Here is a 13,070-nt window from a genome sequence, read left to right as displayed (position 1 = left end):
TTTTGGCTTTTGGCTTTTGGCTTTTGGCTTTTGGCTTTTGGCTTTTGGCTTTTGGCTTTTGGCTTTTGGCTCTGGCTCCGCTCCGCTCCGCTCTGCTCTGCTCAGATCAAAATCTGCTCCACGTGCTATCAAAGCGCCCTCACCCCAACCCCTCTCCCGTAAACGGGAGAGGGGCTTTCAAAGCCTGCCCCCCCCTTACATGGCTACTGCGCCGTCAACCCGCAAATGACCAGCACACGGAAAGAACAACAGGTGTTGCAACGCTCTATCGCCGCAACCGTACTGGTCGCGGCGATCGGTTTCTTTGGCGGCATGCTTGCCCGCTCGCAGGCGATCCTGTTCGATGGCATCTACAGCATGGTGGATCTGGCGCTGACGCTGGTGGCACTGGCGGTGCTGCGGCTGATGGCCAAGGAACAGAGTCCTCGCTTCCAATATGGGTTCTGGCACCTGGAGCCCATGGTTGAAGCGCTGGGCGGCGCCATCCTCAGCCTTGCCTGCATCTACGCGCTGGCCAACGCGGTGATCGGCCTCAGCGATGGCGGCCATGAAACACGACTCGGCCCCGGCCTGCTCTGGGCCGCGCTGCTGGTGGTGGTGGACCTGGCGATGGCAGTCTGGATCGGTCGCCACGCCCGTCGACTGCAATCGGGCCTGCTGGCGCTGGATGCGCGCGCCTGGCTGCTGACCGGCTTGATGAGCCTGGCGGTGGTGCTGTCCTTCGTCATCGCCTTGGCACTGCGCGGTGGCGCGCATGAACACTGGATTCCCTACCTGGACCCGCTGGTGCTGGCCTGCATCAGCCTCGCTACGCTGCCGGTACCGCTGCGTGGCGCGTGGAAGGCCGCCCGTGAAGTGCTGCAGGTTGCCCCCGACGAGCTGGACCAGCTGGTGCAACAGGTGATGCAGCAGTTCGTCGACAAGCATCGGTTTGAAGGCTTCACCAGCCATGTGGCCAAGATCGGCCGCATGCAGTTCGTCGAGATCCACATCCTCACCCGCGCCGACACCCAACTGGGCAGCATCGGTGACGTCGACCGCCTGCGCGATGAAATCGCATCACAGCTGGACGCACGCTCCGGCCGCTTCTGGCTGACCATCGATTTCACTTCCGATCCGGCCTGGACATGAGCACGGCAACACCCCGGAAAATGGGCCTGACCATGGCGACCATGCTGGTCGCCGGCAACATGATTGGCACTGGCGTATTCCTGCTGCCGGCCAACCTGGCCACGGTCGGCAGCATCTCCTCGGTGGGCTGGCTGATTGCCACCGCCGGCGCCATCGCGCTCGGGCTGGTGTTCGCCCGCCTGTCGCAACTGGACCCGCAACCGGGCGGGCCGTACGCCTACGCGCGCGACGCATTCGGCAACTACATCGGCTTCGTCAGCAACTACGCGTATTGGTTCGGCAACTGGATCGGCAATGTCGCCATCGCGCTGGTCGTGACCGGTTACCTCAGTCACCTGTGGCCATGGCTGCAGGATGTCTATCCGCGCCTTGGCTTCACCCTGGCGGTGATCTGGCTGCTGAGCCTGGCCAATGCACGCGGCGCCCGCTGGATCGGCGCGCTGGAAACCGGCACCTTGCTGTTGGCGCTGATCCCGATACTGGGCATCACCATCTTCGGTTGGTGGTGGTTCGACCCGGCGCTGTTCAGTGCCGGCTGGAACGTCAGCGGCATGGACGACAGCGCGGCGATCTCGCGCAGTGCGTCCATCGCGCTGTGGGCGTTCATGGGCGTGGAGAGCGCGGCGGTATCGGCCGATGTGATCGACAACCCCAAACGCAACATCCCGCTCGCCACCCTGCTTGGGCTGGCGCTGGCAGCGGTGATCTACATCAGCTGCTCACTGGTGATCATGGGCATGGTGCCGATGGCCCAGCTGCGCGATTCCTCGGCGCCGTTCGCCGATGTCGCGCAGTTGATGGTCGGGCCGTGGGGCGTGCTGGTGATCGCACTGTGCGCCATCTTCAAATCGGTGGGTGCGCTGGGCGGCTGGATGTTGCTGGTCGGGCAATCGGCCAAGGCGGCGGCAGAGGATGGCCTGTTTCCGCGCGTGTTTTGCCGGCTCAACCGCCACGGCATGCCAGGCACCGGGCTGATGATCGTGGCGGTGTTGATGAGCGGCCTGCTGCTGGTGACGTCCTCGCCCACCCTGGCCCGCCAGTTCGACCAGCTGACCAATATCGCGGTACTGCTGACCATCATTCCTTACCTGTTCTCGGCCGGCGCGCTGATCACCACCACGCTTGAGCGTGGCGAACAGGGCTGGATGCGCGCCGCCTGCCTGCTGACTGCCGCCGTGGCTGTCACCTACTGCCTGTACGCCCTGCTCGGCGCAGACGCCGAACTGCTGGCCTACGCCACCGTGGCAGTCCTGTTCAGCGCGGCACTGTACCCGTTCTTCCGCCAGCGGATGCTGGGGACTGGCAAGACCAGCAGGCCATCGCGCAGCGACTAGGTCAAAGCCTGGAAGACCGTAGTCGATAGCGATGCCGCTCGCCATCCAGCTGCGTACGCAGTCGCTCCGCAGCCAACCGTCGGGCCATCGCAACGATCTCCCCGGTTTTCGTGCATCGCCGGTTCTGGACTGGACGCCGCGCCCTGTGCGAGCGGCACAAGCCGCGCAAATCGCGCACTTGTCCGCTGCAGGCACCAGCGCATTGGCGCCCCTCAGCATCGCAATCCTTGCATATCACCTGCATCGGTCTTGATGAAAATCAAACATCTACCCAACAACAAGCGCCAGCGCGGCGGCCCGTTGCAATGTTCCAATTCAACCAACTCACGCCAACGTGTTGACACCTGCATCACCTGTTGAACATCTTCGTTCCCGCAGATAACGGCAGTCACCCATCAATACCCGTGGAGCTGAGCCCGCAATGGAAGCTAGTGCGACATCGCAGACACGACCATCAACAGGCAACATGCTGCAGGCAGCGAAGATGCCACCCGCTCCGCGTTATCGCAGTGACGATACTCAGCGAACGAACCCGCTTTTCTTTGCTACCACCATCAGCTGTCGCCGACGGATCTCCCCGCCTCACCCGCCAGTGCCAGATCTCTGCAAGGCAGCGCACAACGGGTTGAGGCGCCCGCACTGCACACCGGCCACGAGTCTTCCGCCACACGCCGCCAGCAAGGCCTTTGCTTCGATTGACGCCGCCCCGATCGATCACCCGGGCAAAGCATCGAACGGCGCCACTGGCGACACCTGAGCACTCGCTGCGCTGAGCGCTCATGTAGCGGCGTTCCAGCGCAGCTTTCCCCTTCCATCAACACGGTCGCTTCCGCGCGGTGCGGAACGCGAATGGGCAACGCCGTGCCTGAAAAAAAACCACCCCGCCATCGCCCCGCACTGCCAGCACCCGCAATACCAACGCGCAGTACCGCAGCAGAAAAGCAGGCGTACAAAGCCCCGGCACCGCCGGTTCCGTACCACCACCACTGGAGAGAGTTCATGCAGAAATCGTTCGCCCCGCCAAGACGGCGGGCTGCAGCCATCAACGGTATCAGTCGCCTGTCCTTGGCCCTGCTTTCAGCAATGGCCGCTACACAGCCGGTAATGGCCCAACAGCCGGCAACCGAAGCGGAAACCGCTACCAAGGATCTGGACGCTGTGATGGTCAGGTCCACGCACCAGGTAAAGCCGCTTCAGCGCACGCCGATCTCGATCAGCGTCGTTACCGCCGAACAGCTTGATCGCACCAATATGAGCAACATCTCCGACCTGCAGTATCTGGCCCCGGGCGTTTCGTTTTCGGCCACCGCAGGCACCGCCAACGGCGGCGGCTTCCAGGTTCGCGGTATCGGCACGCAAGCGTTCAGCGTCGCCTCCGAGCAGACCGTGGGCACGGTGGTTGACGATGTCGTCATCGGCATCCCACGCGACCCCGGTGTGACCGGCTTCAGCGATATCGAACATATCGAAGTGCTGCGTGGCCCGCAGGGCACCTTGTTCGGCAAGAACGCCTCTGCCGGCGTGGTCAACATCAGTACCCGCAACCCCGAGATTGGCAGCAACGCCACTTCACTGTCGCTGTCGCTGGGCCAGCGCAACGAACATGTGGCGCGCGTCACCACCAATCTTGCCGTCGGCGATACGTCCGCATTCCGCCTGTCGGCCTATTTCAAGGAGCAGGACGGGTCCATAGCAAGTGCCTTCCACGATTGGAATATCGGCGACCAGACCGGTCGCGGAGTACGCGGCAAGTGGCTGTGGTCGCCCACCGAAAACCTCGACCTGCTGCTGATCGCCGAGCGGCAGACCTTGCTCAATCGCACGATTGCCATACCGTACACGCTGGGCACCGACCAAGGGTTCAACAATGCGCTTGCCGGGCTTGGCGAGGTGGGTGGCGACAACTTCCGCAGCCTGGGCGACGCCGATGCAATGGCGTTTCAAGGGGTGACCGGCTTTTCCGCAAAGGCCGATCTGAAGCTACCCAATGGTGCCCAGCTCACTTCGATCAGCGCTTACCGTGGTTCCACCGTGAACCAGATGCACGACATCGACCAGACCCCAGCCAACTTTCTGAACAACAACCTCACCACCATCCGCGCCCATCAGATCAGCCAGGAATTCCGCCTTGCCGACAGGCTGTTGGATGAGCGGATGGACTATGTCCTGGGCGCCTATTACGTCAACGTGGCCAGTACCTACGAGTATTTTGCCTACGGCGGTTTCAACTACGACATGCCTGAGCCCGATTCCCTGTTTTCACTGAACGGACCAAAGCAGCATGTGGACGCGGACACCAAGAGCTATGCCTTCTACGCCAATACCAGCTACCAACTGAGTGATCGCTGGGCGGCCAGCGCTGGCCTGCGCTATACCCATGACAAGGTGGTCGCAGGCATGACCCCGATCGACGTAGCCACCATCAATGGCAAGCCGCTGCTGCCAATGAACACCGTGCTGGCCTCGTCGGGGCAGATCAGCAAGGACAACGTGTCTGGAAAGGTTGCGGTGCAATTCCAGCAGACGCCTACGTTGATGTGGTACGCGAATGCGGGCACGGGATACAAAGGCCCGACCATAGACCCCACAAACACTGGGTCAGACCGGATCCAGCCTGAGAAATCCACAGCCTACGAAGTCGGTATGAAGTCGCAGTTCCTTGACCGCAGCCTGACTGTGAATGCCAGCCTGTACCGTTCGGACTTCAAGGATTTCCAGGCGCAGGTGTATGTGCCGGAAACCACCGGCTTTGCGATGTCCAACGCCGGCAAGATGCGCACCCAGGGCATGGAGCTGGAGATCAACTGGCGGCCTACCGCTGACTTCACTGTCAATGCCAATGGCGCGATCACCGATGCCGAGTTCATCGATTACTTTGGCCGCTGCAATCCCACCAGCGAAGCAAAATGCACGATCGTTGACGGCATTCTGCAAGGGGACCTGTCCGGCTTCGCGCCAACATTCGTCTCCAAGTACAGCTATTCCCTCAACGGCATTTACTACCGTTCCTTCGGTGAAGGCCTGGCCTTCAATGCCAGCGCCGGCTGGACCCACAAGAGTGGGTTCTACAACGCCGTTGCGCAGGCCCATACCAAGAGTGACGGCTACGGTTTGCTCAACCTTTCCGTCGGCATTGGTGCTGAAGACGGACGCTGGGATGTGTCGGTGTATGCACGCAACGTGCTCGATGAGCATTACCGCAGTCTCATTGATTACGGCATAGTCAATACCGGCGGAATCATGCAGTTCCTGTCGCCCGATAGCTTCCGCACCGTCGGCGTAACGCTGAGCATGAACTTCTAGCCGGGCAGCTGGCAGCGTCCGGATCGCAACGCAGGCGACACTCCTCTCGTTGGCGGCAACCACGCCCCCAATGCGCCTTCGTTGCGATGCGGCAACACGCCGTTCTCAACCGCTCCGGTCAGTCCGATGCGGTCAACCGGCAGTACTCCAATCGCGCATATCCGGCCCTGAATACCCACCACGGCACGCCGCCTGCCAGCACGCAGGCACCGCGGCTTGGACCGCCCGGCCAGCGCCAGCCCGCTCGGGCTTCGTCCTGCCACGGCACAACGCCTACAATGCTCCTCTTTGCGGCAGCCCCCTGCCCGACCGACAAAGTGGACCCCGCGTGACCGAGAAGAAGCCCGAACACACCCCGTTGATGAAGCAATTCTTTGCAGCCAAGTCCGAGTACCCGGACCTGCTGCTGTTCTTCCGGATGGGCGATTTCTACGAACTGTTCTATGACGATGCGCGCAAAGCCGCGCGCCTGCTGGACATCACCCTGACCCAGCGCGGCAGCTCCGGCGGTGCGCCGATTCCGATGGCCGGTGTACCCGTGCATGCCTTTGAGGGCTACTTGGCGCGTTTGGTGGCCGTGGGCGAATCGGTGGCGATCTGCGAGCAGATCGGCGACCCGGCGCTGGCCAAGGGCTTGGTCGAGCGCAAGGTGGTGCGCGTGGTCACGCCTGGCACGGTCACCGATGAAGCACTGCTGGACGAGCGCCGCGACACCTTGCTGATGGCATTGTCACGTGGCAAGGCCGGTTATGGCTTGGCCTGGGCCGATCTGGCCGGTGGCCGCTTCCTGGTCAACGAGGTGGACACCGATGACGCATTGGAAGCCGAGCTGGCCCGGCTGGAACCGGCCGAATTGCTGGTCCCCGACGAAGACAACTGGCCCGAGTTCCTGCGCCATCGCAATGGCGTGCGCCGCCGCGCACCGTGGCTGTTCGATGCCGACAGCGGCCGCCGCCATCTGCTTAACTTCTTCAAACTGCATGACCTCACCGGTTTCGGCATCGATGACAAAGCGCGCGCCACCGGCGCTGCCGGCGCGCTGCTGGGCTACGTCGAGGAAACCCAGAAGCAGCGCCTGCCGCACCTGACCTCCATCTCGATGGAAAACGCCGGCGAAGCGATTGCGATGAATGCGGCCACCCGCCGTCATCTGGAGCTGGACACGCGCGTCGATGGCGACACCCGCAACACCTTGCTCGGCGTGCTCGACAGCACCGTCTCGCCGATGGGCGGGCGCCTGCTGCGGCGCTGGCTGCACCGCCCGCTGCGTCTGCGCAACGTGCTGCAGCAGCGCCACCACGCGGTTGCCACGCTGATTGATCGCGGCACCGACGCCGATCTGCGCGACAGCTTCCGCGCGCTCGGCGACATTGAACGCATCCTCACCCGCATGGCGTTGCGCTCGGCACGCCCGCGCGACTTCTCCACTCTGCGCGACGGTCTGGGCCTGCTGCCGGCAATCACCGCGCAGCTGGAAGCGCTGGATTCGCCGCGCCTGCAACAGCTGCGTGCCGAGCTTGGCTCACACGATGAAAGCGCGCACCTGCTGGCCAGCGCCGTTGCCGAGCAGCCGCCGTTGAAGCTGTCCGATGGTGGCGTGATCGCCGAAGGCTACGACGCCGAGCTCGATGAACTGCGCCGCCTGTCCACCCACGCCGACCAGTTCCTGATCGATCTGGAAGCGCGCGAGCGCCAGGCCAGCGGCATCGCCACCCTGAAGGTTGGCTACAACCGCGTACACGGCTATTACATCGAAATCAGCAAGGGCCAGGCCGACAAGGCGCCGGTGCATTACACCCGTCGCCAGACCCTGACCAACGCCGAGCGCTACATCACCGAGGAGTTGAAGAACTTCGAGGACAAGGTGCTGTCAGCGCGCGAGCGCTCGCTCAGCCGCGAAAAGCTTCTGTATGAAGGCCTGCTCGATATCGTCGGCCAGCACCTGGAGCCGCTGAAGCGCTGCGCCGGTGCATTGAGCGAACTGGACGTGCTGGCCGCATTCGCCGAACGTGCGCAGGCGCTGGATTGGTCGCAGCCGGAACTGCAGGAAGACGCCTGCCTGCGCATCGAACGCGGCCGCCATCCGGTGGTCGAAGCGGTGCGCGATGCGCCGTTCGAACCCAACGATCTGGACCTGCACCCTGACCGCCGCATGCTGGTCATCACCGGCCCGAACATGGGCGGTAAGTCGACCTATATGCGGCAGAACGCGCTGATCGTGCTGCTGGCCCATATCGGCAGCTTCGTGCCGGCCAGCCGCGCGGTGATCGGCCCGATCGACCGCATCCTGACCCGCATCGGCGCCGGCGACGACCTGGCCAAGGGCCAATCCACCTTTATGGTGGAAATGGCCGAGACCAGTTACATCCTGCACCACGCCACCGAGCATTCAGTGGTGTTGATGGACGAAATCGGCCGCGGCACCTCGACCTACGACGGTCTTGCCCTGGCCGACGCGGTGGCCCGCCACCTGGCCTACCAGAACCGCTGCTACACCTTGTTCGCCACCCACTATTTCGAGCTGACCGCACTGGCCGATGAAAGCCATGAAGGCGGCGCCAGCGGCATCGCCAATGTTCACCTGGATGCGGTGGAACACGGCGACACGCTGGTATTCATGCATGCGGTGAAGGATGGCCCGGCCAATCGCAGCTTCGGCCTGCAGGTGGCCGCGCTGGCGGGCCTGCCCAAGTCCACCGTTGCCCAGGCGCGGCGCCGCTTGGCCGAACTGGAACAGCGTGGCGGCGAAACCCAGAGTGCAGCGATGGCACCGCAGGCGCTGGATGCGCCGCAGCAGTTTGGTTTGTTCGCCGCGCCGAATTCAGCGGCGTTGGATGCCTTGCAGGCAATCGACCCGGACGAGCTGACGCCGAAGCAGGCCTTGGAGGCCTTGTATCGGGTGAAGTCGTTGATCTGAGGCGGGCGCTGGCGATCTGCTTTGAGCCCCTCTCCCCTTACGGGAGAGGAGTTGGGGAGAGGGGCGCCGGAGTAGCAATTTGAAGCCGTCGAAGCAGTACCACGAAGCCCGCTGTTGCCGGAAAAGACCGGGGAAACTGCCAGAGCTTGATCTCCTCGGCGGTTCCGTTGCTCCCAGCTTCGCGGCTTATGCCGCTCCCACAGCTTCAACAGCTTCAACAGCTGGGATCAATGCATCGTCCTTGGCGTTGGCACGCAGCGCTGCCGGCCGCTGCAGATGCGGCGCGACATAGTTCTCGAACGCCGCCAGCGGCTCCAGCTCGCCTACCCGCATGTAGTAGCCGAGGAAGGCGACCATATACAGATCGGCCACGGTGAAGCGGTCGCCGACCAGGTACTTCCTGCCTTGCACCGCACCGATCAAGGTGCGCATCAGGTCCGCCTCGCTGCCGTAGCCGGCCTCGATTGCCGGTGCGAGCGCGCCGTGGCGGCGTGCGGTGATGAAGGACTCCACCGGCCCCGCTGCAAAGAACATCCAGCGATAGCACAGGCCGCGCTCGGCGCTGCCTACCGGCGGCAGCAGGCCCTTGTCCGGCACCAGGTCGGCCAGGTGCAGGCAGATGGCCGCGTTCTCGGTCAGCACCACATCGCCCTGGCGCAGCGCCGGTACCTTGCCCATCGGATTGATCGCCAGGAACTCAGGCGATTTCATGCTTTTGCCGTACTCCAGCAGTACCTCGTCGTAAGCCAGGCCGGTTTCCTCCAGCATCCAACGGGCGATACGGGCGCGGGAATAAGGATGGGTATAGAACGTCAGCGTGTTGCTCATGGCAGGCACCTCGTTGGAAGAGCCTGCAGTGTGCGCAGGGGCTGCTGACAGCTGCTGTCAGCAGTCAACCCTTGCGGTGCTGCAGCTGCAGCGCCCGCCAGCGCTTGAGCAGGCTGTGGCGCTGATCGGGATAGCGGCGGCCCGTGTCCTCCAGCGCCAGCATCCGGTCGGCGCGGAAATGACGGAAATCGCCACGCATCTCGCACCAGGCCGCCAGAAACCGCAGCTCGGCCATGAAGGCCATCGCAAATGGCCAGATCACCCGTTCGCTGGCCTGCCCTTCGGCATCGCAGTACTGGATGCGCACCGCATTGCCTTCGCGGATGGCACGCCGCAGTGCCGGCAACCACGGTTCGGGTTCGCTGCGCTTCCATTGCGGGGCGAACAAGCCACTGGTTTCCACCTGCAGCCGCAGCGGCTCGGGCAACACGCCGGTGAGCCTGTCCAGCGCGTTGCCGGCGGCGGCAGCCAGTTCCGGATCGGCATGCGATACCACCCAGCGTGCACCCAGCAACAGGGCTTCCAGCTCTTCGGCGGAGAACATCATCGGCGGCAGCAGAAAGCCCGGCCGCAGTTGGAAGCCAATACCCGGATCACCGACGATCTCGGCGCCCTGCCCGCGCAATGCATCGATATCCCGGTACAGCGTGCGCAGGCTTACCTCCAGCCGTTGCGCCAGTTCGGCGCCGCGCACCGGCGTGCGGCGGCGCCGCAATTCGTCCAGCAGATGCAGTAATCGGGTGGCGCGCTGACTCATGGAACGGTCCACTGAAAGGGGTACGGCAGCAGTGCGCGCAGGAAGCCGACGCTACACCGGGCTTGAAAGAGGCGGGATCGATTCAAGCATGCTGACTGATAGGCAGACCCTATGGCAATGAACGGATCATTTGATTACTCATTTAACGATTCCGTGGTTAAAGTCGATGAAAGATGTCCCCCAACGCCAGCAGGAGCCAGCCATGAGCAACGACACCAAGCCGACCTGTCCGTATCACCAGGCCCCGTCACCGGAACAGGCTGCGCAATCGCAGCGTGACACCAGCACCACACCCAAGCAGAAGCACGGCGATGCCCCCGTCACCCCGCTGACCACCGCCTTCGGTGCACCGGTGGTGGACAACCAGAACAGCAAGACCGCCGGCCCGCGTGGCCCGCTGCTGATGGAAGATGTGTGGCTGCTGGAGAAGCTTGCCAACCTCAACCGCGAAATCATTCCCGAACGCCGCATGCACGCCAAGGGCTCCGGCGCATTCGGCACCTTCACCGTCACCCACGACATCAGCAAGTACACCCGCGCCAAGCTGTTCTCGGCGGTGGGCAAGCAGACCGAGATGTTCGCCCGCTTCACCACCGTGGCCGGTGAGCGCGGCGCGGCCGATGCCGAGCGCGATATCCGTGGCTTCGCGCTGAAGTTCTATACCGAAGAAGGCAACTGGGACCTGGTGGGCAACAACACGCCGGTGTTCTTCCTGCGTGACCCGCGCAAGTTCGGCGACCTCAACAAGGCGGTCAAGCGCGACCCGCACACCAACCTGCGCAGCGCCCGCAACAACTGGGACTTCTGGACCCTGCTGCCGGAAGCGCTGATGCAGGTAACCGTGGTGATGAGTGACCGCGGCATTCCGCGCAGCTTCCGCCACATGAACGGCTTCGGCTCGCATACCTACAGTTTCACCAATGAAGGCGGCGAGCGTTTCTGGGTCAAGTTCCACTTCGTCACCCAGCAGGGCGTGCAGGCACTGACCGATGCGCAGGCCGAAGTGCTGGTCGGCAAGGACCGCGAAAGCAATGGCCGCGACCTGTTCCAGGCGATCGAGCGCGGCGAGTTCCCGAAGTGGAAGCTGTTCGTGCAGGTGATGCCGGAGCTGGAAGCGGAAACCTACCGCATCCATCCCTTCGACCTGACCAAGGTGTGGCCCAAGAGCGATTACCCGCTGATCGAAGTGGGCGAATTCGAGCTCAACCGCAATCCGGACAACTGGTACATGGACGTGGAGCAGTCGGCATTCGCACCGAGCAACCTGGTGCCGGGCATCGGCCCGTCGCCGGACAAGATGCTGCAGGCGCGGCTGTTCGCCTATACCGATGCGCAGCGCTACCGGCTGGGCGTCAACCACCATCAGATCCCGGTCAACGCCGCCCGCTGCCCGGTCTTCAGCAATCACCGCGATGGCGCAATGCGCGTGGACGGCAACTACGGCGGCCTGCCGCATTACGAGCCCAACAGCTTTGGCCAGTGGCAGGAACAGCCGCAGTACCGCGAACCGGCCCTGAAGATCCGTGGCGATGCCGACTTCTGGAACTTCCGCGAAGACGACAACGATTACTTCAGCCAACCCGGCGCGCTGTTCCGCAGCTATAACGCCGAGCAGAGGCAGCGTCTGTTCGAGAACACCGCCCGCGCCCTGGGTGATGCGCCGGACTTCATCAAGCAGCGCCATATCGACAACTGCAACAAGGCCGACCCGGCCTATGGTGCCGGTATTGCCGCCGCCCTGAAGAAGCTGGCCGATGCCAGCGCGTCGGCCGATCCGTTCGCACCGCCGCCGCACCCGGGCAGTGATTTCCCCGCCGGCACCCCGGGCGCGGAGGACATCGAGCTGTAAGCCCGGCCAGAGGCTGAAACGCTGACAGACACACCGCCCGCCGCACGCGGGCGGTGTTGTTTCTACCCACAAACCAACACGTCACTGGCCTCTTCACTTACGCCCCCTTGCGGGAGTTACCATTCCGCTCGGCAACCCAACCTTCAAGGATCCACCTGATGAGCCTGACCGACGACCTCCTCTCCCAGCTGCAGGGCGCACCGCTGCAGCAGGTTTCGCAGCAGCTCGGCATCGACAGCCAGCAGGCCTCGACCGCGATCAGCGCCGCACTGCCGCTGTTGATGGGCGCATTGGGCAACAACGCGGCCAAGCCACAGGGCGCCGAAGCGCTGTTTGGTGCATTGCAGAACAACCATAGTGGTTTGGACATCGGCAGCGTGCTGGGCGCGGTGATGGGCGGTGGCAGCAGCCCGGCAGCCAACGGTGCCGGCATCCTCGGCCATATCTTCGGCGGCAGCCAGGACCGCGCTGAAACCGGCCTGGCCCAGGCCACCGGCCTGAGCCCGAGCACCTCCAGCCAGCTGCTGAAGATCCTCGCCCCGATCGTGATGGCCTACATCGCCCAACGCATGAGCAGCGGCGCAGCACCGGCCAATCCGGACGGCCTGGCGCAGGTCCTGGGCCAGGAGAAGCAACAGGTTGCGCAGGCTGGCGGCATCGGCGGCGGCCTGCTGGGCAGCGTGCTGGACCAGGACGGCGACGGCCAGTTCGGCGTCAGCGATCTGATCAAGCTGGGCAGTGGCCTGCTGGGTAGCGGCAAGCGCTGAGCGGCAAACGACCCACAGAAAACGCCACCGCAAGGTGGCGTTTTTGTATGTAGTGCCGAGCCATGCTCGGCAGGAGGCTTCACAAGCAATGCCCCGTAGTGCCGAGCCATGCTCGGCAGAGGCTTCACCGGCAATGCCCCGTAGTGCCGAGCCATGCTCGGCAGAAGCTTCACCGGTAATGCCC

At 63.7% G+C, this 13,070-nt stretch carries 8 protein-coding genes; 6 read left to right on the top strand and 2 right to left on the bottom strand.

Annotated elements, in window-relative coordinates; translation table 11 throughout:
• Positions 1 to 252: 252 nt before the first annotated feature.
• From ACVOKO_RS08490 to mutS, 4 genes are all read left to right on the top strand, one after another.
• Positions 253 to 1,131, top strand: coding sequence for a cation diffusion facilitator family transporter (locus ACVOKO_RS08490; protein ID WP_346498498.1), 879 nt, complete (start codon positions 253 to 255; stop codon positions 1,129 to 1,131).
• Positions 1,128 to 2,465 carry an amino acid permease gene (locus tag ACVOKO_RS08485; protein ID WP_346498497.1) on the top strand — a complete coding sequence of 446 codons (1,338 nt, stop codon included), beginning with the start codon at positions 1,128 to 1,130 and terminating at the stop codon, positions 2,463 to 2,465. The genes ACVOKO_RS08490 and ACVOKO_RS08485 overlap by 4 nt, the downstream gene beginning before the upstream one ends.
• A 999-nt stretch (positions 2,466 to 3,464) precedes the next feature.
• A complete protein-coding gene (locus ACVOKO_RS08480; protein ID WP_346498496.1) occupies positions 3,465 to 5,768 on the top strand; it encodes a TonB-dependent receptor in 2,304 nt (767 codons plus the stop codon).
• 361 nt (positions 5,769 to 6,129) lie between these two features.
• A complete protein-coding gene (mutS, locus tag ACVOKO_RS08475) occupies positions 6,130 to 8,685 on the top strand; it encodes a DNA mismatch repair protein MutS (protein ID WP_346498565.1) in 2,556 nt (851 codons plus the stop codon).
• 186 nt (positions 8,686 to 8,871) lie between these two features.
• On the opposite strand, the gene ACVOKO_RS08470 is transcribed toward mutS, so the two are convergent.
• Together ACVOKO_RS08470 and ACVOKO_RS08465 are read right to left on the bottom strand one after the other, a co-directional pair.
• Positions 8,872 to 9,513: a glutathione S-transferase family protein gene (locus ACVOKO_RS08470; RefSeq protein WP_346498495.1), complete on the bottom strand. Its 642-nt coding sequence runs from the start codon at positions 9,511 to 9,513 to the stop codon at positions 8,872 to 8,874.
• Positions 9,514 to 9,577: 64 nt separating this feature from the next.
• Positions 9,578 to 10,270, bottom strand: a complete 693-nt coding sequence (locus ACVOKO_RS08465; protein ID WP_346498494.1) for a helix-turn-helix transcriptional regulator — start codon at positions 10,268 to 10,270, stop codon at positions 9,578 to 9,580.
• Between the two features lie 202 nt (positions 10,271 to 10,472).
• Here ACVOKO_RS08465 and ACVOKO_RS08460 point away from each other — a divergent pair, with 202 nt between their 5' ends.
• Together ACVOKO_RS08460 and ACVOKO_RS08455 are read left to right on the top strand one after the other, a co-directional pair.
• Positions 10,473 to 12,119 carry a catalase gene (locus ACVOKO_RS08460; RefSeq protein ID WP_346498493.1) on the top strand — a complete coding sequence of 549 codons (1,647 nt, stop codon included), beginning with the start codon at positions 10,473 to 10,475 and terminating at the stop codon, positions 12,117 to 12,119.
• A gap of 158 nt (positions 12,120 to 12,277) precedes the next feature.
• Positions 12,278 to 12,886, top strand: a complete 609-nt coding sequence (locus ACVOKO_RS08455) for a DUF937 domain-containing protein (protein WP_346498492.1) — start codon at positions 12,278 to 12,280, stop codon at positions 12,884 to 12,886.
• Positions 12,887 to 13,070 lie beyond the last annotated feature (184 nt).

It is taken from the genome of Stenotrophomonas sp. STEN240 (assembly GCF_056756175.1).
The sequence above is the reverse complement of the archived record's forward strand: the minus strand, read 5'-3'. Positions and strand labels throughout refer to the sequence as shown.